Genomic DNA, 23,878 nt, shown 5'->3' with positions numbered 1-23,878 from the left:
TTCTGCTTGTCGAACGGGATGGACTGCGGTGTGCACCGGGTGCCGCTTCACGGTCGGGACACCCCGGGCGGGGTGGCGGGCGCCGGTTCCGGCCCCCAGGTCCAGGCGACGACGTACCGGCGTGGCGGCAGGTCCTCGGGGTTGGCCACGTCCCGGATGCCGACCCGGTACGCCCGCCCACCGATCTGGACGGTCAGCCCGGCGTCGGTGGCCGAGTAGACCCGGAACCGGCGCGGCGAACCGTCGAGCCCGGTGCCCTCGGCCTTGGCGACCGCCTCCTTGGCCGCCCAGAACCGGGTGAACCACAACCGTCGGGCCTCGGCGTCCGCGCCGGCCAGGGAGGCCAACAGGGTCAGCTCGGCCGGGGTGAGGGCGAAGGTGAAGGTGCTCTCCGGGTGGTCGGTGACCTCCGCGACGTCGATGCCGACACCGGGCCCCCCGGGCACCGCGTCGGGTGCCCGTCGCCGGGCGACCGCCACCCCGATCTCCGCGCAGTGCGCCAGCGAGACGTCGCAGTCGCCGAGGCCACGGCCGGGTCGCCCGCGCACCCACGGCCGGCCGTCCGGGTCGTTGCCGACGGTCAGCTCGATCGGGTAGATGTCGGTGTGGCCGTCCTCCCACAGCCGGGCGCGTACCGCGTCCTTGGCCGCGATCCGGCCCAGCATCCACTGCTTGCGGTTCTTCGCCGGGTGCCGCTCGTACTCGGCGTAGCCGGCGCCGCCGAGGATGCCCCGGGCCGCCATCCCCCGGGTGACCAGGTCGGTCCAGCAGTCGAACGCCATCGTCCAGCCCTCGGGCTGCAACAGCGACATCGGGTGCCGCTCGGGGAACCGTTCCGCCACCCGGGCCTGCGGGTGACTGTCGAACCGGCGGTCCACCGCCCCCTCGATCTCCGACCACACCCGACCCTGGTAGCTGAGCTGGGTGTCGGCGACGAGCTTGCCGTCGTCGATGGCGCGGACCCGGGCCACGCACTCGAACGCCCGGCCGGCCGGTGGGGGCGGCCCGTAGAACCGCACCTGGCCGAGCCCCACCGGCAACGCGACGGTCCGGAACGGCTGGGTGGTGATCAGCCAGTTGCCGATGAGCTGGAGCGCGTTGTCCAGCAGCGCCCCGGGCGGCACCGGGGCGGTGACCACGCCCCGGACGTGCATGTCGCCCAGCGCGTGCACGTCGGTCACGCCCTGGAACTGCGGACCGTGGAACATCAACCGCTCCGCGTACATCTCGGCGGCGCCGAGGGTGGGCGGTCGTTCGGTGGCCGGGTCGTGGGTCCAGACCGGCGGCGGCGCCGGGTACGCCGTGCCGACCTCGATGGTCGCCCGCGCGTACCCGGCGAAGGCGACCGCGTACCGGTTCGGGCCGGCGGTCCGGACCACGATCTCCACGTCGGTGGCCGGCTCGGCGATCAGCCACCTGTTGAACTTGGCGTCGTGCACGGCCACCACCGGAACGCCGGGCACCAACTGCTCGACCGCCTCCATCATGTGCGCGACCAGGGCGGTCGCCGGCACCACCGGCCACCGGTCCTCCGGGTCCGGCCAGTCGTCGGGCTGCACGAAGAAGCAGTGGTCCAGCAGGTACGGCATGGTCTCCAGGGAGATCCGCCTGGTGATCCGCCCGATCTCCGCACCGACCCCGGCGACGACCCCCGGGCGGGTCGGGGCAGCCGGTGTCGCCGGCAGCGTCCCCACCGGCGCAGCGGGTGCCGCGCCGGCCGGTGCGGCGGACGGTTTCCCGGCGGCCGCGACGGATGGCCCGGCGGCGGGGGCGGTAGCCGGTACGGGCCGGGGCGGCGTGGTGGTGCCGTTGCCGCCGGTCGTCGCCAGCAGACCGACCGGGCCCCGGGCGTTCTCCCGGAGCAGGGCGGCGAACTCGGCCGCTGCGCTGGACTCGCCCGCGAGCCGGTGCAGCGCGTCCAGCGCGGTGGCCGGCGCTGCGGCGGGCGGTGCCTCGTCGCTCCGCCCACCGGGCCGTCCGGCCGGCTGCGCGACCGGGACCGGCTGCGCGACCGGGACCGCCTGCGCGACCGGGACCGCCTGCGCGGCGGGTGGCGACGCGGCGGGTGGCGGCGTGGCCACCGGTCGGGCGACCGAGGGTGGTACGGCGACCGGCGTCGGTGCGGCCGGTCGGGTCGATGCGCCGTTCCGACCGGTGGTGCCGTTCCGACCGGTGGTGCCGTGGTCCGGCCCGGGGACGAGCGGTCGGCCGCTGCCGTTCCCGGCGACCGGCGTCGACCCGTTCGTCGACCCGTTCGCCTGCGCGGTCACGCCGAGCAGGCCGGCGGCGTCCGCACCGAGGCGGACCAGCGGCCCGCCGAGGTCGAGCTTCATCCGGGGGCCACGCCGACCGGTGCCACCGGCGGACTTCGCCGGCCCGGCGACGGTGGCGGACTTCGCCGGCCCGGCGGCGGTGGCCGTCGCCGGAGCCGGGCCGCCGGTCGCGGCCACCGACGGGGTACGGCCCACAGTGCCCAGCGCCGACAGGTCCGGGGTACCGCCCTCCACCCACAGTGCGGTGGCGACCCGACGCAGCTGGTTGAGCCCGCTGCGGTGCGCGGTGTTCACCGGCATCGCGAGGTGGTCACGCCCGCGCAGGTTGTCGCCGATCAGCGAGGCGAGCTGCCCGGCACCGACCTGGAGGAACACCCGGAACCCGGCGGCGTACATCGCCTCGACGGTCTGCCGGAACCAGACCGGCTCCATCATGTGCCGCACGAAGATCCGGTTGACCTCCTCCTCGTCGGCGGGGAACGGGGCGTGCAGGGTCGCCGACCACACCGGCATCCGGGTCGGGTGCACCTCCCACCGGCCCAGGGCGGCGCCGATCGAGGTGAGCCCGTCGGCGAAGGCGGGGGTGTGGAACGCCGACCGGAACGGCAGCTTCTGGCACAGCACGTTGCGGGTACGCAGCGCCTCGACCAACCGGTCGACCTGCGGCTCCGGGCCGTTGACCACCGACTGCGCCGGGGCGTTGTCGTGCGAGAGGACCACCCCTGGGTAGTCGCCGAGCAGCGGGGTGACCAGATCGGCGCCGGCCCCGACGGCCGCGAAGACGTACCCGGAGACCTCCACCGAGTCGGCGTTGAACAGGGCCAGGAACTCGTCCATCGCAGCGGTGCTGATCTGACCGCTGACCGCGGCGGCGGTCCACTCGCCGATGCTGTGCCCGGCGACCGCGTCGGGTCGTACCCGGATCCGGGCCAGCGCCTCGTCGAGCAGCTTGCCCACCTCGATCAGGCCGGCACCGTGCCGGCCCAGGTCGGCGGCGGACCACTCGCGGTCCGGCAGGCCGAAGTGGGCGGCCAGGTCGGCGGTGCGCGGGGCGAACTCCGCCTCCAGGCCGGGGAAGACGAAGGCGAGCTTGCCCGCGCCCGCACCGAGCAGCGGGCGGGGGCTGAACCAGATGTCGCGCCCACCCCGCCACGCCTGCCCCCGGGCCACCGTCTTGCGGGCCACCGCGAGCAGCTTGTCCGTCGGGTTGACGATGCCCAGCCGGGCCGACCCCGGGGTGTCACCGCCGGAGCGGGCGGCCAGCTCGACGCCGAGCCGGCGTACCTCGTGGTCGTCGCGGGCCAGCAGGTCGGCGAGCCCGGCCGGGTCCGGCGCGGCCAGCCAGAGCACCTGGTCCGGCTCGTCGACCACGGCGCGACCGGCGGCCGGGGCGGTCGGCGCCACCACCGGCTCGCCCACCGACACGGGGGCCTGCTCGATGATCAGGTGGGCGTTGATCCCGCCGAAGCCGAACGCGTTGACCCCGGCCCGGCGGGGTCCGTCGCTCTCCCACGGCCGGGCGGTGTCGATCGGCGCGAACCGGGTCGCCGCCATCTCCTTGCGGGGTGTCTCGCAGTGCAGGGTGGGCGGGAGCACCCCCCGGTGCACCGCGAGCGCGGCCTTGATCAGACCGGCGACCCCGGCGGCCGGCATGGTGTGCCCGATCATCGACTTCACCGACCCGATCACCGGCCGGGGGCCACCGGTGTACGGGCCGAACACCTCGGCCACCGTGGTCAGCTCGGCGGCGTCCCCGGTCGGGGTGCCGGTGCCGTGCGCCTCCAGCAGCCCCAGCGCGTCCGGTGCGGTCGGGTCGAGTCCGGCGGACTCCCAGGCCCGCCTGATCGCGAGCACCTGACCGGAGACCGCCGGGTTGAACATGCTGGCGGACTTGCCGTCGCTGGACACCCCGCTGCCCCGGATCACCGCGTAGACCCGGTCGCCGTCGCGGACCGCGTCGGCGTACCGCTTGAGCACCACCACGCCGGTGCCCTCGCCGATCAGCAGCCCGTCGGCGGCGGCGTCGAACGGCCGGATCTCGCCCTGCCGGGACAACGCCCGCAGCTGGTTGAACACCGACCAGAAGCTGATGTCGTGCACGTGGTGCACGCCACCGGCGAGCACCGCGTCCAGCCGCCCGCTGACCAGCTCGGTGATGCCCTGGTCGACGGCGATCAGTGAGGAGGCGCAGGCGGCGTCGATGGTGTACGCCGGGCCGCGCAGGTCGAGCCGGTTGGCCACCCGGGAGGCGGCCAGGTTCGGCACCAGGCCGATCGTCCCCTCCGGCTGGTACGGCCCGAGCCGCTCGTCGAACTTCTTGCGCAGCAGCTCCAGCCGGGCCGGGTCGACGTCGGGGATCAGCTCCCGCAGGATGCTGACGACCTGGCTGGACATCCGCACCCGCTGGGCGTAGCGGGCCTGGGCGGGGCTGAGGATGCCGCCCCGGCCGAGGATGACGCCGATCCGGTCCCGGGCCGGCAGCCGGTCGCCGCCGCCCGCGTCGTCGATCGCCGCGGCGGCCACCTCCAACGTGATGAGCTGGTCCGGTTCGATGTCGCCGACGGAGGCGGGCATCACCCCGAAGCGCAGCGGCTCGAAGGTGGCGTACTCATCGACGAATCCGCCGCGCCGGCAGTACATCCGGTCGGCCCGGTGGGACTGCTCCGGGTCGTAGAACTCCTCGTCCCAGCGGTGCGCGGGGACGTCGGTGATCGCGTCGACCCCGCTGATCAGGTTGCGCCAGTAACTTTCCAGGTCACCGGCGGAGGGCATCAGGGCGGCCATCCCGACGATCGCGATCTGGCCGGGCGCAGGGGCGCCGTTGTTCATCGGTTCCTCCGACGGGTGGGGCGGGTGGGGGCGGGACGGCACATCGACGCCCTCACCACCCGGAGGCGGTGTAGACGACCGAGGTGACCGAAGCGTCGGCCCAGGCCAGCTCGCGCAGCAGGGCCAGCGCGCCCTCCTCAGGGTCGATCAGGCCGATGCCGCGCCGGGCGTACTCCCGGCTCAGCTCGGCGGTGACCATGCCGCCGTGGCCGACGCCCGGGGCCCACGGTCCCCAGTGCACGGTCAGGCAGCGCACCCCGGTCCGGGCCGCGTAGCGGGTGCCGATGGCGTCCAGGGCGTCGTTGGCCGCCGCGTAGTCGGCCTGTCCCCGGTTGCCGTAGGCGGCGGCGATGCTGCCGAAGAAGACCACGAAGCGCGGCGCGGTGGGCAGCGCGTCGAGGCCGGCCAGCAGCCCACGCGCGCCGTCGACCTTGGTGTCGAAGACCCGGGTGAACGACGCCGGGTCCTTCTCGGCGATCAGCTTGTCCTCGATGATGCCCGCCGCGTAGACCACCCCGTCCAGGCGGCCGTGCTCGGCGTGGATGTCGGCCAGCAACCGCCGGGTCGCCGCTTCGTCCCGGACGTCCAGGGTGTGGTAGCGGACCTCGCCGCCCAGCTCGGTCAGCTCGGCGATGGTCGCGCTCACCTCCCGGGCCGCCAGGATGGCCTGCGCGGTCCGGGAGATCTCGGCCGGCGAGGACGCCCCGCGCCGGGCCAGCACCCCGACCAGCGCGGCCCGGTCTCCGGCGGCAGCCAGCTCCGCGTCCTCCGGGCCGGCCGGCAGCGGGGTACGGCCGACCAGCTCGATGCGGCAGCCGGTGGCCGAGGCGAGCGCCCGGGCGAACCACGGGGTGATGCCCCGCGCCCCACCGATCAGCACCACCACCGAGTCGCGTTCCAGGCCGATCGCGGCGGCCTCGGACACCCCGTCACCTGCCGGACCGGCACCCCCGGCGGCCAGCGCGCCCAGCTCGACCGGGATCAGGTCGGCGACGTACCGGTCGGCACCACGCCGGGCGACCACCGGGGCGTCGGAGGCGGTGAGCAGTTCGTCGAGCAGCTGCCGGGCGAGGACGTCCGGCGTCGCCGCCGGATCCACCGCCACGAAACGGGCGGTCAGGCCCGGGTACTCGCGGGCGATCGTACGGAACAGGCCGGGCATGCCGTCGGCCGCTCCGGTGACGTCCTGCGCCCCGGCGGCGAGCAACCAGCGCGGCCCGGCGGCCAGCGCCCGTTGCAACAGCGGGAACACGTCGGGCAGCAACGGCTCGTCGAGGTTGGTCAGCCCGTCGAGCACCAGCACACCGTCGAATCCCTGGTCGGCCTGCTCGCTGTCGAGCACCCCGAGCTGGCCGCCGGCACCGTGCGCGCCGAGCAGTTCGGCCAGGTACGCCCCGACCGGGCCGCCCCCGGTGATCAGGAACCGCAGTCCGGCGAGGACTGTCGCCGGGGTGCTCTGCCCGGCGTCGACGCTCTCCCGGGCGACCAGCCGCTTCGGCGCGATCCCCACCCCGACCCCGGCGGGTGCGGCGGTGACGGGCGCGGCTGGCGCGGCGGTGACGGCGGCCGGCGTGGCGACGGCCGGGGTGGCGGCCACCGTCGTGGTCAGGGTGGCGGTGACCGTGGTGCTCATCTTCTGGTCGAGCCAGGTGACCATGGCGCGGACGGTGCGGGCTTTGACGAGGTCTTCGAGTTCGCTTTCGTCGCCTTCGACGGAGAGGGAGAGGCGTTGGGCGACTTCGCCGGCGACTTCGGCGCGTTTGATGGAGTCGATGGAGAGGTCGGCTTCGAGGTCGAGGTCGAGTTCGATGAGGTCGACGGGGTAGCCGGTGCGCTCGCTGAGCACGGTGAGGATCGCCTGCTGGAAGTCCGCCAGGCTGGTGCCGGTGGCCGCGGTCGCCCCGGCGGGGGCGGCGGCGGGCATCCCGGTGGGCATTCCGATGGGGGCGGCCGGGAGCGCCGGGGCGGGGGTGGGCGTCAGCGGGCCGGTCGTGGTGGCCGAGACGTGGATGGTGCCGCTCATCTTCTGGTCGAGCCAGGTGACCATGGCGCGGACGGTGCGGGCTTTGACGAGGTCTTCGAGTTCGCTTTCGTCGCCTTCGACGGAGAGGGAGAGGCGTTGGGCGACTTCGCCGGCGACTTCGGCGCGTTTGATGGAGTCGATGGAGAGGTCGGCTTCGAGGTCGAGGTCGGGCTCGATGAGGTCGACGGGGTAGCCGGTGCGCTCGCTGAGCACCGCGAGGATCGCCTGCTGGAAGTCGGCTGCGGTGACGCCGACCTGGTCGCCGGAGGGGAGCGCGGCGGTGAGCGTCGCGGTGGCGGTGACCGTGGTGCTCATCTTCTGGTCGAGCCAGGTGACCATGGCGCGGACGGTGCGGGCTTTGACGAGGTCTTCGAGTTCGCTTTCGTCGCCTTCGACGGAGAGGGAGAGGCGTTGGGCGACTTCGCCGGCGACTTCGGCGCGTTTGATGGAGTCGATGGAGAGGTCGGCTTCGAGGTCGAGGTCGAGTTCGATGAGGTCGACGGGGTAGCCGGTGCGCTCGCTGAGCACGGCGAGGATCGCCTGCTGGAACTCGGCGATGCCCGGACCGGCCGGGGCGGCGGGCGCGACGACGGCCGGGGCGGGGGGCGCGACGACACCGCCGACCGCAGGGGAGACGGGCACGACGTCCGGAGCGACCGGGGCCGGCCGGGTGATCGTCGGGGCCGGCGCCGTGGCCACCGCCGTGCCGCCGTTGGTCGCCGTCCTGGTGGGCATCGGTGCCGGTGCCGGTGCCGGCGTCGGGGCGATGGCGGGCCGGGGGGCCGGTGCCACGGCGGGCCTGGCGGCGGGGGTGGGCGTCGCGACCGGGGCGGGGGTGGACGTCGGCCCGGGAGGCAGTGCCGCGTACCCCTCGACCCGGTAGGTCCCGGTCGGCTGCCCGACCGGCGGGTTCGGTGGGCCGCCCGGGTCGCCGAGGAAGGCGAGCATCACGTCCCGCTGGGTGGCGATCATCTCCCGGGTGGTGCGCAGATACTCACTGAGCAGCTCGCCGCGGATGTCCCGGACAGCCGCCGGTGCGGGTTCGCCGCCGGCGTGGATGTCCCGGGCGGTCACCGGTGCGGGGGTGCTGACGGTGCCGGTGGCGGTGCCGGGGGTGGTGGCGGTGCCGTTGGCGGGGGTCATCGACAACTCCTTGATCCGTCGGGGTGGGGTCATGCCACCGGGAAGACAGTTGCCGTGCTGGTCCCGGACGAGTTGGCCGTCGACCGTCCAGAGCGGACGACGGGTCGGTGCGGTGGTGCCGGTGTGGTCCGCGACCCGACCGTGGAACAGCCAGTCGGGGCGGACCGGAACACCGGCGCAGGCGAGTTCGGCGACCGAGATCAGGAATCCGCGCAGCCCGTCGACCGGGCCGCGTTCGCAGGTGACCGTCTGGTGCGGTCGGTCGCCGAGCACCGCCTGCACCAGGCGGCTCAACACCTGACCGGGGCCGACCTCGACGAACATTCGGGCACCGGCGGCGTACATCGCCTCGATCTGCTCGACGAAGCGGACCGGTGCGCCGATCTGCTCGGCGAGGTGGTGGCGGACCTGGTCGGCGTCGCCGGAGTACGGTGCGGCGGTCAGGTTCGACCAGACCGGGATGCGCGGTTCGGCGATCGGCCGGGCGGCGAGCACCTCGGCGAAGGTCTCCACCGCGCCGGCCACCACCGGGCTGTGGAAGGCACAGGCCACCGGGATGGCCCGGGCGGAGAGGCCGGCCTCCTTGAGCGCGACCACCGCCGCCCGCACCTTCGCGGTCGGGCCGGAGAGCACCACCTGTAGCGGGGCGTTGCGGTTGGCCAGCACCACCTCGCTGGTGAGGCTTGCGGCGGCGAGCACCTGGGCGACCTGGTCGGCGGTGGCGTTGACCGCCGCCATGGTGCCCGGGTCCTCGCCACAGGCGTCGAGGATGGCCGCCGCCCGTTCCCGGCTGAGGTCGAGCAGGGTGGCCGCGTCGAACGCCCCGGCCACGCAGAGGCCGACGAGTTCGCCGTAGCTGTGGCCGGCGGTCATGTCGGGGCGGACCCCGAGCCGGCGCAGCAGGTGGTCCATGGCGAGGCCGCCGATGCCGAGCACGGGTTGGGCGATCCGGGTGTCGCGTACCCGGTCCTCCTGGGCGCGTCGGGAGTCCTGGTCGAAGGCTGCCGGCGGGAAGAGCAGCCCCGCCGCCGCCCTGTCGAGTTCGAGGTAGTGCCGCAGTTCGGGGAAGGCGACGAAGAGTTCGCCGAGAGCGCCGGGGCGCTGGCTGCCCTGCCCGGGGAAGAGGAACGCCAGCTGACCCGGCTCCACCGGGTCGGTCCCGGTCGGCTGGACCAGGCCCCGGGTCGGGTCGTGCTCGCCGGCCAGGGCCCGGTGCAGCAGGGTCTCCAGTTCGGTCAGGTCCCGGGCGACCACGGCGACCTGGGTGGCTCCGGGCCGGTTGGCGGCCCTGGCGGCGACCGACGCGGCCAGTTCGGCGAGCCGGCCCGGCCGGTCCCGGGCCTGGTCGCCGGTCAGGCTCTCCAGCAGCTGTCGGATCGGTTGGTGGGCGGCGGCCCGGTCGGTGCCCCGGAAGCAGAACAGCTCCGCCGGCCAGATCCGTTGCGCGTGCCGGGGCTCCGGCGCGTTCGGGTACGCGCCGAGCACGACGTGGAAGTTGGTGCCGCCGAAGCCGAAGGCGCTGACCCCGGCGATCCGTTCGGCAGCCGGTGCCGGCCACGGGCGGGCCTCGGTGAAGAACGCGAACGGGCTCTGCTGCGGGTGCCAGGCCGGGTTGGGCCGTTCCAGGTGGATGGTCGGGGGTCGGACGCCGTGGTAGAGGGCGAGTGTCGCCTTGATCAGCCCGGCCAGCCCGGCGGCGCACTTGGTGTGCCCGATCTGGGACTTCACCGAGCCCAGTGCGCAGCCACCCGGCGCGGCGCCGGCGTCGACGAACATCCGGGTCAGCGTCTCCAGTTCGGTGCGGTCGCCGACCACGGTGCCGGTGCCGTGCGCCTCCACCAGGCCCACCTCCCGCGGCGAGACGCCGCTGCGGTGGTAGGCCCGGTCCAGGGCCCGTCGCTGCCCTTCGGGGCGTGGCGCGGTCAGGCCGAGGGCCCGCCCGTCACTGGCCCCGCCGAGCCCCTTGATCACGCCGTAGATCCGGTCGCCGTCGCGTTCGGCGTCTGCCAACCGCTTGAGTACGACGCAGGCGACGCCCTCGCCGAGCGCGATCCCGTCACCGGTGCTGTCGAACGGGCGGGACCGGCCGGTGGGGGAGAGCGCGTGCGCGGAGGTGAACATCAGGTAGTCGTTGACCCCGTTGTGCAGGTCGGCCCCACCACAGATCATCAGGTCGCTGTCGCCGCTGACCAGTTCCTTGCAGGCGGCGTCCATCGCGGCCAGGGACGAGGCGCAGGCGGCGTCGATGGTGTAGTTCGGCCCGCCCAGGTCGAGCCGGTTGGCGACCCGGCCGGCGATCACGTTGGCCAGCACACCGGGGAAGCTGTCCTCGGTGACCGTGGGCAGCAGCTCCTGCATCTGCTCGGGCACCTCGCCGAGGTAGGCCGGGAGCATGGTGCGCAGGGTCTGGGCGTGCCCCATGTCGCTGCCCGCCTCCGCGCCGAACACCACGCCGGTGCGGGCGTGGTCGGCGCCGGGGGCGTCGTAGGCGTAGCCGGCGTCGACGAGAGCCCGGTGGGAGACCTCCAGGGCGAGCAGTTGGGTGGGGTCGATGCTGCTCAGCGCGGCCGGCGGGATGCCGTAACCGATGGCGTCGAAGGGTACCGGCTCGATGAACCCGCCCCACTTGGAGACGCTGATCCGGCCGGTCTGCCCCGGCCCGACCTCGGGGGCGTAGTAGTGGTCGGCGTCCCACCTGTCGGCGGGGACCTCGGTGACCGTGTCGGCGCCGCTGAGCACGGTCTGCCAGAAGCTGTCCAGGTCGGGGGAGCCGGGCAGCATGCAGGCCATTCCGACGATGGCGATGTCCAGCGGGGCGGGCGCGTGTCCGATCTCGACGGCCGGTGGCGCGAGTCGGGCCCGCAGGGCGTCGAGCCGGTCGGCGTGGAAGCCCCGTACCTCGGTGGTGACCTCGTCGTGCAGCGCGGCGACCGTGGTGGCGGTGTTCCGCAGCACGGCGACCTGACCGGCCATGAACAGCCCGTCGCTGGCCTGGACGTTCTCGTCGACGGCCTCGACGACGTCGCCGGCGCGGCGCAGGCCCTTGCTGGCGATCCGGAGCCGGCCGACGTTGAGCAGCTCCAGCTGCTCCCACACCTCGCGGTTCTCCACCCCGGCGCTCTCCAGCTGGGTACGCAGCTGGTGGAAGTCGTCGACGAACGGGGTGTGCAGGCAGCGGGTGGCGTGCCCGGGGGCGGTCTCCAGCAGTGCGGTGTGCTCGGCGGTGAGCGCCTCGCGTTGGAACAGCGGCTGCACCGCGCCGTGGGTCACCGCCTCGGCGGTGAACAGGTAGGCGGTGCCCATCAGCACGCCGATCCGGGCACCCCGGCGGGCCAGTGGCGCGGCCATCGTGGCGACCATCGCCGCCGACCGGGCGTCGTGCACCCCACCGGCGAAGAAGATCTGTAGCTGCGCGCCGGCGGTGGGCTCGGTGTCCAGGTACTCGTCGAGCACCGCCAGTTGGGCCTCCCACAGCGGGAAGCTCGCGCGGGGCCCCACGTGCCCGCCGCACTCGGCCCCTTCGAAGATGAACTTGCGGGCCCCGGAGCGCAGGAACTGGCGCAGCAGGCCGGGCGAGGGCACGTGCAGGAAGGTGCTGATCCCCTGCTCCTCCAGGGCACGCGCCTGCGGCGGCCGGCCTCCGGCGATGATCGCGCAGGCGGGCCGGATCTCGCGGATGACCTCCAGTTGTGCGGCGCGCAGCTCCTCGGGGGCGAAGCCGAGCACCCCGACGCCCCAGGGCCGGTCACCGAGCCGGGCGGCGGTCTCGGTGAGCAGCCGGCGGCACTGGTCAGCCGAGTTGAGGGCGAGCGCGACGAACGGCAGTGCGCCACCGTCGGCGACGGCGGCGGCGAAGGAGGCCTCGTCGCTGACCCGGGTCATCGGACCCTGGGCGACGGGCACCCGCACCCCGAGGGCCGCCGCGAGGGGAGCGCCGGGCTGGAGCAGGTCGGCGGCGGCCGGGTCGTCGACGGCGTCGAGCATCGCGGCGCGCATGCCCCGGACGGCGGTGGCGGTGTCCGGCCAACGGTCGGCGAAGGCAGCCGCCAGCCAACCGTCCTGGCCGACGGGCAGCAGTTCCGCGTCCGCCTGGTGCGGGCCGCCCCGGCGGATGCCCCGCATCCCGCCGCGCAGGACGGTCTCCGAGCCGTCCATCCGCCGGATCACCGCCTGGACGTCCGCCGGCAGTTCCGACTCGGGCATCAGGGCGAGCTGGGTGTCCAGGACGACGCCGGCCGCGCCGCCGACCAGGCAGGCGCCGGCGGTACGCGGGCCGATCCCGCCGGCCACCCAGACCGGCAGGTCGAGGGTGTCGTCGGCGACGAGCTGCTGGAGCAGGACGAAGGAGCTGAGCTCACCGACCCGCCCGCCGGCCTCCATGCCCCGGGCGATCAGCCCGTGTGCGCCGGCCGCCGCTGCGGCGTGGGCCTCGGCCCGGCTGGTCACCTCCACGAGCACCCGGTGGTGTGCGGTGATCTCGGCCAGTGGCCAGGGGCTGGCCGGTTCGACCACGACCAGGTCCACCCGGCCGGACGAGGCACGCTCCACTTCAGCGGGGGTGGCCCGGCACCCCGCCGGCACCCGGATGCCGATCGGGGTGGGTGACCAGTCGACGGCCCGGGTGAGCGCCCGCAACACCCAGTCGTCGCCGGTGGCCAGGTCGATGACGCCCAGTCCGCCGCCGGTGGCGGTGGCCGCCGTGATCCGTGGGCCGGGTTCGAGGATGCCGACGGGATTGACGACCAGGATCAGGTCACGCGTGTACGGTGCGCTACTCATCGGGCTCCCACTTCGGTCGCGAAGGATCGCGTGGTGACGGGGGGGATTTGCCGGCGAGACACCGGCGAGTGCAGTGGATTTGCGGCAGTGAATGTCGCGCTGAGTCACAACCTAGCGTCGCCCAGTTACGTCCCGGTTAAATCCAACGATCTGGACGGTGTGGCTGAAGATTTCCTACAAAGGCTACGGGATATGCCACCGGGTCAGCCAGGCGAAATGTTCGTCGATGCATCGACGCTGTCACCGGATCGTGTCACCGTAGGTTGTCCGGCCATTTACAGATTTATTTCCAAACTGTTTTCCGTTGCCCAGGTAACCCCTGGTCGTGGAGATCGACTCCTCTTTTGTCCCACCATGTGGAACGGGTCTTGCCATCGATTGTGGTGAGCCTCAAAGATCCGTATCGGCATTCATGCCGGCATTCCCTATCGATTAGCTATGGCATTCGTGAGGCGAGGTGGGATTGGCTTCGATCATCAAGTTGCCTGGTGGGGCGGGGGGCAATTGCTCGCTCCGCCCTCGCCTCGCCCGTCGTCGCTGACCTCGACGGTGGTCCTCGGCGGGGGAGTCGTCCCTGAGTGCTTCGCCGAGAAGGGTGCTGGGCTGGTCGGACGCCAGCCTTTGCCGACGGTCGGCGAGCTCACTTAACGAACGTTTCATGCACTGTCTGTCGCGCTGTCGAACGAGTCGGCCCGAGCGATCTGCATGCTGATTTCTCCGGCAGCGCCCACTCCTGCACCGGCCCCGACCAGCCGAGACGGTCATCACCTCCACGGTGGTCCGCCCCCGGCGGGGCCGCCTTGCCCATTCATCTTCCGGATCGGCGGTTATTGTGCGTAGCCTGCTTCTTCTTGCCTTCGTCGGCCTCGGTGCGCAACTGGTCGATGGCAGCCTCGGGATGGCGTACGGTGTGACATCCACAACACTTTTGTTGGCCCTCAACACCGGGGCGGCGAGCGCCTCGGCAACTGTTCACCTGGCCGAGATCGGCACCACCCTGGTCTCCGGAGCCGCGCACTGGCGGTTCGGCAACGTCGACTGGACGGTGGTCCGCCGGGTCGGTGTGCCGGGTGCCGTCGGCGCGTTCGCCGGGGCGACCTTCCTGTCCCGTCTCTCCACCGAGACCGCGGCCCCGATCATGTCGCTGATCCTGCTCACCCTCGGGTTGTACGTGCTGATCCGGTTCACCGTCGCCGGACTGCCCCGGGAACGCGTCGGGCTGCCCCTGCGCAAGCGTTTCCTCGGTCCACTGGGGCTGGTCGCGGGCTTCGTCGACGCCACCGGTGGCGGCGGTTGGGGACCGGTCGGCACCCCCGCGATCCTGGCCAGCGGCCGGTTGGAGCCCCGCCGGGTGATCGGCTCGATCGACACCAGCGAGTTCCTGGTGGCGGTCGCCGCCAGCCTCGGATTCCTGGCCGGCATCGGCTCGGCGAACATCAACTTCGGCTGGGTGGGCGCGCTGCTGCTCGGTGGCATGATCGCCGCGCCGATCGCCGCCTGGCTGGTGCGGCTGGTCCCGCCCCGGGTCCTCGGCTCCGCCGTCGGCGGGGTCATCGTGCTGACCAACATCCGGACCCTGCTGCGCAGCGACTGGATCGCCGCGCCGGCTGCCGCCCGTTACGCCTGCTACCTGGTCGTCGCGGTGCTCTGGGTGGCGGCGGTGACCTGGTCGCTGCGCCAGCACCTGGCCGACCGGCAGGCCGCGCCGGTCGCCGTCGGACCGGAGAGCGGCGCCGGGGAACCCGCCACCACGTCCAGCTGACCGGGCTACCGGCGGCTCCCACACCTCCGGGTCCCAGGCCACGAGCAGGTCGAAGAGCCGCCGGTCGCCGCCCAGGAACGACCCTCGGTAGCGTGGTGGTCGGCGGCGACCGGCTCGTGCGGCCAGGCCGCCGTCGTGGCGCAGCGGGTGAACAGGAACTCCCCGACATCGTCGGGGGTCACTCGTCCGGCAGCGGCCGCGGGGTGCCCGTGGTGACCTCGGCGTCGTAGGTGTGCACCGCGATCTCCCGGGCCCGGCGAGGTGGACTTCGTCGAGGCGGCCGGTCCGGCGGTGACGGCGGCCCGGAAGGCGGTCGACCATTCGTCGAGCAGCTTGGACAGCTCGGGGAACGCCAACGAATCTCACACGTTCATGGCACAGTGTGCTCGGTCTGAGCACGGATCTACCGGAGAGTCTCTTCCGGGTGTGCGGTCTGCGGAAAGCGGAAGAGGTGGACCATACCGAGCGTGTGCCGGTCGGCCCAGGCGCAGACGTCGACCCGGGCACCGCTGCTCTGGCCCTCCCCGCAACGGGCGGACCCGCCGATCGGTCCCGGGGGGACCGGTGTCACGCCCGTGATGGCCGTGAGTCGGGTGAACACGAGGTCCAGGGTCCGCTCAGGGTCGGCGACCGTGCCGGAGACCCCGCTGAGCAGGACGACGCGCTCGTCGCCGGGTCGGTACAGCCCGAGTTCGGCCGAGTGCTCCTCCTTGACCGGGATGTAGGCGGTGCCCAGCGCGCTGAGCGGTTCACCGTCGAGCAGCCTCTTGAGCTCCCCCATGTTGCTCTGGGCGACCTGTGTCAGTCGCCGGTCGAGCGATTCGTTCCAGGTGCCCAGCACCTTCGTCGGCTTGTCCAGGCGCATGGCGGCAGGGCTGGGGCGCGGCGGCGTCCCGTCCGACCCCGAGCGGCCGGGCTCGATGGTGCCCGAACAGCCGGTCACCATCAGCAGGCTCGCGAGGATCAGCGCGCCCGCCCGCGCCGCGTGTGGTACCCCGGTGGTGAATGTCGGATCCATCATGTGTCTCGTCCCTCGGCTGCGGTGATGTCGGGCCCGACAGCGTAGGCGATCGTCAGTGGAGGGCCGGGCACGGCTCGGGTCCCCCCACCGGGCATCCCGCTGCCGTGTCGGGGCACGGGCGCTGTCGGGCACCGGCCCAGGCGCCGGCCGGGCGGTCCTGGGTGATCTACGATCCTGGATGGCGCTGACGACGTGCCCGATCGGGAGAGGTCATCGGATGAGGCTGATGCGGGTGGGTCCGGCCGGCGCGGAGCGGCCGGTGCTGTACGCCGACGGCAGACACTACGACCTGTCCGCGCTCACCCCGGACATCGACGCCGCCTTCCTCGCCTCCGACGGCCCGGCCAGGGTGCGGGCGGCGCGTGACCTGCCGGAGGTGGACGTCTCGGGCCTGCGGATCGGCCCGCCGGTGGCCCGGCCCGGCGTGGTGCTCTGCGTGGGGCAGAACTACGCCGCGCATGCCGCCGAGTCCGGGGTCGCCCCGCCGGAGACCCCGATCGTCTTCTACAAGGCCCCCAACACCGTCGTCGGCCCGTACGACGAGGTGCTGGTGCCGCGCGGCGCGACCGCCACCGACTGGGAGGTCGAGCTGGCCGTGGTCATCGGCCGGCGGGCCCGCTACCTGGAGTCGCCCGCGCAGAGCCTGGCCCACGTCGCGGGTTACCTCGTCTCCAACGACGTGTCCGAACGCGACTTCCAACTGCGCGACTCCGGCGGTCAGTGGTCCAAGGGGAAGTCCTGCGAGACCTTCCAACCGCTCGGCCCGTGGCTGGTCACCCCGGACGAGATCGCCGACGTGCAGGACCTCGGACTACGTTCCTGGGTCAACGGTGAGCCCCGGCAGGACTCCCGCACCGGGGACATGGTCTTCGACGTGGCGTACCTGATCTGGCATCTGTCGCAGTACATGGTGCTCGACCCCGGCGACGTGATCAACACCGGTACGCCGGAGGGGGTCGGTCTCTCCGGCCGGTTCCCCTACCTGCGGCCCGGTGACGTGGTGGAGGTCGAGGTGGACGGCCTGGGCCGGCAGCGGGTCACCATGGCGGCGGCCTGACCGGCGGGCTGCGGACCGTCGCCCGGGAACGCCGTCTTCCCGGCCGCCGTCCGGCCGGATCAGCGGACCAGCCGCAGGCCGGACATGCCGCCGTCGACGGCCAGCGCGGTGCCGGTGGTCGCCCCGGACAGCGGAGAGGCCAGGAACGCCACCGCTCGGGCGACCTCGTCGGCGGTGACCAGCCGGCCGGTGGGCTGCCGGGCGGCCAGCCGGCGCTTCTCCGCGGTCGGGTCGGCTGCGCCGGCGAGCAGCCGCGCCACCCACGGGGTGTCCACCGTGCCCGGCGCCACCGTGCACACCCGGATGCCGTCGCCGACCAGGTCGGCGGCCATGGCCAGGCTCAGCGCGTGCACCGCGCCCTTGGTGGCGGAGTAGACCGCCCGGTCCACCAGCCCCGCCGTCGCCGCGATCGAGGTGATGCTGACGATGGCCGCACTGGTCGAGCGGCGCAGGTGCGGCAGGGCGGCCCGGCAGGCCCGGGCGACCCCGACGACGTTGACGTCCAGGCAGCGGTGCCACTCGGCGTCGTCGGCGGTCTCCACCGACCCGACCGCGCTGATCGCCGCGCAGTTCACCAGCACGTCGAGACCACCCAGGGTCGCGGCGACCCGGTCCATGGCCTGCTCCAGCGGGCCGCCGACGTCGGCGGTGAGCCGCAGGTGCGCCCCGCCGACACCGGGGTCGCGATCGAGGACGGCGACCCGCGCCCCGCGTTCGGCCAGCAGGTCGGCGACTGCCGCGCCGATGCCCGAACCACCACCGGTGACCGCGGCCACCAGACCGTGGAAATCCGTCATCTCGGCACCTCGTACCCGCGGGCGGCGTGGACCGGAGGACGCCGCACCCGCATCGAGCGCCCACCGGGACCGGTACGCCGCTACGATCGGCGGTCCGGCGGCCCGCCCGGCCGACGAAACCGCGGGATGTCGCACCTCGCACCGAACTCCATAGAACATATACGATCTCGTCGATCACGGCCCGCAGGCGGACGAGGGGGCTCGGTGCGCATCGCGTTGTTCGTCACCTGCCTCAACGACGCGTTCTTCCCGCGTGTCGGCATCGCCACCGTGACGGTGCTGGAACGGCTCGGCCACACCGTGACCTTCCCCGCCGCGCAGAGCTGCTGCGGGCAGTTGCACGCCAACACCGGCCACCCGGCTCCGGCCCGTGCCCTGGAGCGGGCCACCGAGGCGGCGTTCGCCGGCCACGACGTCGTGGTCTCCCCGTCCGGTTCCTGCGTGGCCCACCTGCGGGCGCACACCGGCCTGCCGGTGTACGAGCTGTCCGAGCTGCTGGTGGACGTGCTCGCGGTGACCGACGTGGGGGCCCGTTTCCCGTACCGGGTCACCTACCATCCGACCTGCCACGGGCTGCGGATGCTGCGGCTGGGCGACCGGCCGCTGCGGCTGCTCGGCGCGGTGCGCGACCTGGAGCTGCGGGAACTGCCCGAGCCGGAGCAGTGCTGCGGCTTCGGCGGCACCTTCGCGCTGAAGAACGCCGCCGTCTCCGGTGCCATGCTGGCCGACAAGTGCGACCACGCGGTGACCACCGGCGCCGACTACCTGGCCGCCGCCGACAGCTCCTGCCTGGCCCACATCGGTGGGGGACTGGCCCGCCGACCCGGTGCCCCGCGACCCGTCCACTATGCCGAGATCCTCGCCGCGACCGGCGTCGGGGAGGGGAGGTGACGCGAGCACGCCCCCAGCGGGGCCGACAGCTGCCCATCGTGGCGGTCACCCCCTTCCCCCGGGCGGCGGCCAGCGCGCTGCGCGACACCCGGCTCCGGGCGAACCTGGGCCGGGCCACCCGCACCATCCGGGAGAAGCGGGCCGCGGTGGTGGCCGAGGTGCCGGACTGGGAACGGTTGCGCGACCGGGCGGCCCGGGTCAAGGACGACGTGATCGACCGGCTGCCCCAGCTGGTGGCCCAGTTCGCGCGGGCGGCCACCGCCGCCGGGGCGACGGTGCACCATGCGGTGGACGCCGCCGCCGCCAACGCGGTGGTCACCGAGCTGGTCCGGGCGCAGGGCGTCGACCGGGTGGTGAAGGTCAAGTCGATGGCGACCCAGGAGATCGGCCTCAACGAGGCGCTGGCGGCGGCCGGGGTGACGGCGGTGGAGACCGACCTGGCCGAGCTGATCGTGCAACTCGCCGACGACACCCCGTCGCACATCCTGGTGCCGGCGATCCACTACGACCGGGGGCAGATCCGGGAGATCTTCGCCCGCCGGATGCCCGGCTTCACCGCCGACTCGGACGACCCGGCGGTGCTGGCCGGCGCTGCCCGGGACTATCTGAGGCGTACCTTCCTGGCGGCCCGGGTGGCGATCTGCGGGGCCAACTTCGCGGTGGCCGAGACCGGCTCGCTGGTGGTGGTGGAGTCCGAGGGCAACGGCCGGATGTGCCTGACCCTGCCGGACACCCTGATCGCCGTGGTCGGGGTGGAGAAGCTGCTGCCCCGCTTCGCCGACCTGGGTGACTTCCTGCGCCTGCTACCGCGTTCGTCGACAGGTGAGCGGATGAACCCGTACACCTCGATCTTCACCGGGGTGACCCCGGGGGACGGGCCGCGCCGGCTGCACGTCGTGCTGCTGGACAACGGTCGCCGCCGGATCGCGGCGGACCCGGTGGGCCGGGCGGCGCTGCGCTGCATCCGCTGCTCGGCCTGCCTGAACGTGTGCCCGGTCTACGAGCGGGTCGGCGGCCACGCCTACGGCTCGGTCTATCCCGGGCCGATCGGTGCGATCCTGTCGCCCCAGCTCACCGGTCAGGACGCCGGCCACAACGCGACACTGCCGTACGCCTCGACGCTCTGTGGGGCCTGCTACGACGTCTGTCCGGTCAAGATCGACATTCCGGCGATCCTGGTGCACCTGCGCCAGCAGGGGCCGAAGCCGGCGGCCGAACGGGCGGCGATGGCGTGGCTTGCCTGGACGATGCGCGACCGTCGCCGGTGGCGGGCGGCGTTGCGGACGGCCCGGGCGGGCGGGCGGCCGCTGCGGGTGCTGACCCGGCGGCACGGCGGGCGGCTGCGCCGGGCACCGTGGCCGCTGTCGGCGTGGACGACGCACCGGGACGCCCCGCTGCCGGCCGACGAGTCCTTCCGCGACTGGTGGAGCCGGACCCGTGGCTCCTGACCTGTCCGCGCTCTTCGCCGTCCGGGCCGGGGACTACCGTGCCGGCGTGCGCCAGTGCACCCCGGCGGAGCTGCCCGACCTGCTCGCCACCCTGCTCGCCGGGGCGTCCGGGGTGGTGCTGCCGGCCGGGACGCCGCCGGACTGGACCACCCGGCTGGGCCCGCCCACGCTCTCCGGCGACACCCTCACCGCCGCCGAGCTGGACGCCCCCGGGCTGGCCGTCCTGACCGGTTGCGCGCTCGCCGTCGCCGAGACCGGCACCCTGGTGCTCGACGGGGGCGCGGCGCAGGGCCGGCGGCTGCTGACCCTGGTCCCCGACCACCACGTCTGCGTGGTACGCGCCGAGCAGATCGTGGCCGACGTGCCCGATCTGGTGATCGCGCTGTCCGACCCCACCCGCCCGCTGACGATGATCTCCGGACCCTCCGCGACGAGCGACATCGAGCTGAACCGGGTGGAGGGCGTGCACGGCCCCCGCCGGCTGGACATCGTCTGCCTCCCACCGGCGTAACCGGTCACCGGTCGGCCGGGCTGACCGGATACCGCCATGATCGCGCTCGATCCGCGTTGTAGTGGCATCCTGCCGCGATCGAGGGGACTGCTTCCAGGATCGAGCCCGATCAGGCGGATCGCGCCACGGACCGGCGTCGCGTGGTCACGAGCGCGGTCCGGTTACCCTCGCCGCCGTGGATTCCGTGGAGATCGAAGCACCCGTGGTAGCGGTCACCGTCTATCCGGACCGGGCCCGGGTCACCCGCCGGGGGAGCATCCGGTTGCCCGCCGGCGAGCACCGGGTCCGGATCGCACCCCTGCCGTTGCGGCTGCGGCGGGACTCCCTGCGGGTCGGGGGCGGGGGCGCGGTCACCGTCCTCGGCGTGGAGGTGAGCACCTGGCGGCAGCCCCGCAGCACCGACGGTCAGGTCGGCGAACTGACGCAACGGGCCCGGGAGTTGGCCGACGAACTGGCCGAGGTCGACGACGACGCCGAGGTCGAGACGCAGCGGCGGCAGTTCCTCGCCCGGCTGGCCGACCGGGCCGGCGGCACGTACGCCCGCACACTGGCCGCCGGTGACACCGGCCCGGCCGACGTGGCCACCTTCGCCGACTCGGTGGCCGCCCAGCTCGCCGGGTCGCACCGCCGCCGACGCGGGCTGGCCCGGCGGCGCACCGAGCTGACCGAGGAGTTGTCGGCCGTCGAGCGGGACCTGGCCGGCGCGAGCGGCAAGCGGGAACCGGACCGGCTGGCCGCCGAGGTGACGGTGGCGGTGGACGCCGACGACACCGAAGTGGACCTGGAGCTGAGCTACCTGGTCGACGGGGCACGCTGGCAGTCCTCCTACGACCTGCGGCTGGCCGGGGACACCATGGCGGTGACCTGGTTCGGCCTGGTCACCCAGGACACCGGCGAGGACTGGCCGGAGTGCGCGCTCCAGCTCTCCACCGCGCGCCCGGCGGCGGCTGCCGGCGTACCCGAGTTGTCGCCCTGGTATCTCGACCGGGTCCGGCGGGTGCCGGCGATGCCGGCGGCGAGCTTCGGCGCGCCGCCGCCCCCGGCACCCGGTGCGGCCCCGGCCGGCGGGGGTGGGGTGGCCCGTGCGGGGGCCCCGCGCCCCAGCGTGCGGGAGAGTGTGGCCGAGGTCGAGCAGGGGGTCACCGCGGCGACCTACCGGCCGGTCCGTGCGGTGGCGGTGCCCGCCGACGGCAGCGCCTACCGGGCCGTCATCGCGGTGCTGGACCTGCCTGTCGTCCTGGACCACGTGACCGTGCCGGTCCGGGCGGCCGAGGCGCACCTGCGGGCGACCGTCCGCAACACCTCGGCGCACACCCTGCTCCCCGGTCCGGCGGCGGTGTTCCACGACGCCGACTTCGTCGCCGCCACCCGGCTGCCGACCTGGGCTCCCGGCGAGGAGACCGAGGTGGCGCTCGGGGTGGACGACCGGGTCCGGGTGGAACGCGAGCTGACCCGCCGGGCCGACACCAGGGCCACCCTCGGCTCGACCCGGCGGCGGGACGTGGAGTACCGGATCCGCGTGGCCAACCACACCCCCCGACCCGCGACGGTGGAGGTCCGCGACCAGGTGCCGGTCTCCCGCGACGAGGCGGTGGTGGTCCGGGAGGCCACCGTCGTCCCACCGCCCGACGAGCGCACCGAGCTGGGCGAGCTGACCTGGCGGCTGCGGCTCGGGCCGGGGGAACGCGGCGAGATCACCCTCGGCTTCCGGGTCGAGCTCGCCAAGGGGGTGGAGCTGGCCGGCTGGCGGGAGTGACCGCTCGCGCAGCGACCATTCCCGCCCGCCGACCCACGTGGCGGCGCACCCCTTATCCCGCAGCGGTCACGGCGAGGGTCGCGACCGACGGGTGGGGGCGGCCCTCGGCGTCGTCGATCGCCACGGCGAGCCCACCGGTGGCCCCCGGTCCGGTGGGGGTGGCCACCCGCAGGGCCGGGCCGCCGTCGACCAGGGCGACGGTCTCGCCGTCGCGCACGGTGACCGCGATGCGGTGGGTGCTGGCCGGGGTCAGCGCTGTCTCGGCGACCACCCGGCCGGCGCGCAGCAGCGTCACCCGGCCGTGTGTCACCCGCACCGAGACCGTGGCGTCGCCGTCCACCCCGACCAGCAGGGTGACCGTGCCGCCGTCGGCCCGTAGGCCGCGCACGGTGGCGTCGGCCGTGTAACCGGTCCAGTCCGCGCTGGCGTAGGCGAGCAGCGTGCCGTAGGCGCGGCGCGGGCTGTCGGCGGTGAACCGGCCGGCGGTCAGCGGGGACAGCTCGGTCATCGGCTCGCCGTGCTGGTCGCGCCAGTCCCAGGCGCGGGCGAACGGGTCGGGCACCTCGGCGGGCAGGGCCGTCCGCTCGACGACCGCGCTGACCAGTTCGGCGGCCCCGGTCGTGGCGTACACCTCGGCCCGCTCGACCTGCCCCTCGGCCGCCGACCGGCGGCTGCTCGGTGCCGGGGCGAGCGACTTGTTGGTCAGCGCGCCGACGAACCGCGCGGCGATCAGGTCGCGGCTGAACGCGGCGGCCTCCGGGTCGGTCGTCGCGTCGCCGACCTCGGAGAAGGGGTACGCGAACAGCCGCGGGCGGGGCAGGTCATGGACGTCGAACGCGGTGAACATCGCGTCGAAGTCGGCGGTCAGCCGCCGTTGGTAGTCGGCCAGGCTCTCCTGCGCACCGGTGGCCGGTTCCCAGCGTCGGTGGGTCAACGGGGAGCCGAGCCGCCCCGGCGCGGTCTGCACCCGGGTGTGCAGGTCGTGGGTGTGCGCCTGGAAGTCCCACCGGCCGGAGCGGCTCATCCGGGTGACCTCCGCCCAGCTCAGGTAGTACGGCCGGTGGGTGTCCACCTGCCCGGTGATCAGGTAGGAGGCGGCCACCATGTGGTGCCGTTCCAGGATCGGGTCGGCGTACGCCCAGAGCCCCCGGGTGCCGTCGTCGAAGGTCAGGTAGACCGAGCGGTCCGGCACGGTGCCGCCGGCGAGGTAGTCGACGTACTGGGCCGAGGAGATCGTCCGGTAGCCGGCCGTGCGCAGCGCGGTGAGCTGGGCGTCGAACGCCTCCGGGGTGACCACGTAGTGCTCCCGGCCACCGGGTTCGGTCGCCGCCGGGTCGTCGCCGTGCGGCCGGATGTCGTGGTACGCCACGACTACCGGCGCGGCCCGCTCCGGCAGCCGTCCGGCCGTCTCGGCCCAGCGGCGCAGGTCGGCGGGGTCGACCCGGGTGACCGGGGTGTCCCGTTGCCCGCTGACATGGCGTCGCAGGTCGTCGAGGTACCAGGACACCCCGAAGGGCGCCGCGACCACCAGCAGGGTGACCACCGACAGCAGCCCGCCCAGCGCGCGGGGCCAGAACCGGCTCATCGG

The 23,878-nt window shown here is 74.0% G+C and carries 11 protein-coding genes; 6 read left to right on the top strand and 5 right to left on the bottom strand.

Annotation, left to right across the window (positions count from 1 at the left end; translation table 11 throughout):
- Positions 1-47 precede the first annotated feature (47 nt).
- Positions 48-5,102: a polyketide synthase gene (locus OHQ87_RS12400; RefSeq protein WP_328347993.1), complete on the bottom strand. Its 5,055-nt coding sequence runs from the start codon at positions 5,100-5,102 to the stop codon at positions 48-50.
- A gap of 52 nt (positions 5,103-5,154) precedes the next feature.
- A complete protein-coding gene (locus OHQ87_RS12395) occupies positions 5,155-13,047 on the bottom strand; it encodes an SDR family NAD(P)-dependent oxidoreductase (protein WP_328347992.1) in 7,893 nt (2,630 codons plus the stop codon).
- 832 nt (positions 13,048-13,879) lie between these two features.
- On the opposite strand from OHQ87_RS12395, the gene OHQ87_RS12390 reads away from it, so the two are divergent.
- Positions 13,880-14,809 carry a sulfite exporter TauE/SafE family protein gene (locus OHQ87_RS12390; protein ID WP_328347990.1) on the top strand — a complete coding sequence of 310 codons (930 nt, stop codon included), beginning with the start codon at positions 13,880-13,882 and terminating at the stop codon, positions 14,807-14,809.
- A 403-nt stretch (positions 14,810-15,212) separates the two neighbouring features.
- On the opposite strand, the gene OHQ87_RS12385 is transcribed toward OHQ87_RS12390, so the two are convergent.
- Complete coding sequence (locus OHQ87_RS12385) at positions 15,213-15,830, bottom strand: hypothetical protein (RefSeq protein WP_328347988.1); 618 nt, start codon at positions 15,828-15,830, stop codon at positions 15,213-15,215.
- Between the two features lie 217 nt (positions 15,831-16,047).
- Here OHQ87_RS12385 and OHQ87_RS12380 point away from each other — a divergent pair, with 217 nt between their 5' ends.
- Positions 16,048-16,887: a fumarylacetoacetate hydrolase family protein gene (locus tag OHQ87_RS12380; protein ID WP_328347986.1), complete on the top strand. Its 840-nt coding sequence runs from the start codon at positions 16,048-16,050 to the stop codon at positions 16,885-16,887.
- A gap of 59 nt (positions 16,888-16,946) precedes the next feature.
- Here the strand turns inward: OHQ87_RS12380 and OHQ87_RS12375 are convergent, their stop codons facing one another.
- On the bottom strand, positions 16,947-17,684 hold the full coding sequence (locus OHQ87_RS12375; RefSeq protein ID WP_328347984.1) for an SDR family NAD(P)-dependent oxidoreductase: 738 nt from the start codon (positions 17,682-17,684) through the stop codon (positions 16,947-16,949).
- Positions 17,685-17,888: 204 nt separating this feature from the next.
- Between OHQ87_RS12375 and OHQ87_RS12370 the strand changes: the two genes are divergently transcribed.
- The 4 genes from OHQ87_RS12370 to OHQ87_RS12355 all read left to right on the top strand — a co-directional run bounded on the left by OHQ87_RS12370 (position 17,889) and on the right by OHQ87_RS12355 (position 22,290).
- Positions 17,889-18,575 carry a (Fe-S)-binding protein gene (locus OHQ87_RS12370; protein WP_328347982.1) on the top strand — a complete coding sequence of 229 codons (687 nt, stop codon included), beginning with the start codon at positions 17,889-17,891 and terminating at the stop codon, positions 18,573-18,575.
- Entirely contained in the window at positions 18,572-20,023 is a 1,452-nt protein-coding gene (locus tag OHQ87_RS12365; RefSeq protein WP_328347980.1) for a lactate utilization protein B, read from the top strand. The genes OHQ87_RS12370 and OHQ87_RS12365 overlap by 4 nt, the downstream gene beginning before the upstream one ends.
- Entirely contained in the window at positions 20,013-20,534 is a 522-nt protein-coding gene (locus OHQ87_RS12360; protein WP_328347978.1) for a LutC/YkgG family protein, read from the top strand. The genes OHQ87_RS12365 and OHQ87_RS12360 overlap by 11 nt, the downstream gene beginning before the upstream one ends.
- 175 nt (positions 20,535-20,709) lie before the next feature.
- Positions 20,710-22,290: a DUF4139 domain-containing protein gene (locus OHQ87_RS12355; RefSeq protein WP_328347976.1), complete on the top strand. Its 1,581-nt coding sequence runs from the start codon at positions 20,710-20,712 to the stop codon at positions 22,288-22,290.
- Positions 22,291-22,342: 52 nt separating this feature from the next.
- Here the strand turns inward: OHQ87_RS12355 and OHQ87_RS12350 are convergent, their stop codons facing one another.
- The gene (locus OHQ87_RS12350; protein WP_328347974.1) at positions 22,343-23,875 is read right to left on the bottom strand and encodes a polysaccharide deacetylase family protein; all 1,533 of its coding nucleotides are present in this window, start codon (positions 23,873-23,875) and stop codon (positions 22,343-22,345) included.
- Positions 23,876-23,878: the final 3 nt, after the last annotated feature.

Origin of the sequence: Micromonospora sp. NBC_00421, from assembly GCF_036017915.1 — a bacterium.
GTDB lineage: Bacteria > Actinomycetota > Actinomycetes > Mycobacteriales > Micromonosporaceae > Micromonospora.
This window is presented reverse-complemented; position numbering and strand designations above follow the sequence as displayed.

Excerpts from the sequence above, each read along its gene's own strand:
- OHQ87_RS12350 (WP_328347974.1), bottom strand. The coding sequence starts at position 23,875 with ATGAGCCGGTTCTGGCCCCGCGCGCTGGGCGGGCTGCTGTCGGTGGTC.
- OHQ87_RS12380 (WP_328347986.1), top strand. The coding sequence starts at position 16,048 with ATGAGGCTGATGCGGGTGGGTCCGGCCGGCGCGGAGCGGCCGGTGCTG.
- OHQ87_RS12395 (WP_328347992.1), bottom strand. The coding sequence starts at position 13,047 with ATGAGTAGCGCACCGTACACGCGTGACCTGATCCTGGTCGTCAATCCC.
- OHQ87_RS12385 (WP_328347988.1), bottom strand. The coding sequence starts at position 15,830 with ATGATGGATCCGACATTCACCACCGGGGTACCACACGCGGCGCGGGCG.
- OHQ87_RS12400 (WP_328347993.1), bottom strand. The coding sequence starts at position 5,102 with ATGAACAACGGCGCCCCTGCGCCCGGCCAGATCGCGATCGTCGGGATG.
- OHQ87_RS12375 (WP_328347984.1), bottom strand. The coding sequence starts at position 17,684 with ATGACGGATTTCCACGGTCTGGTGGCCGCGGTCACCGGTGGTGGTTCG.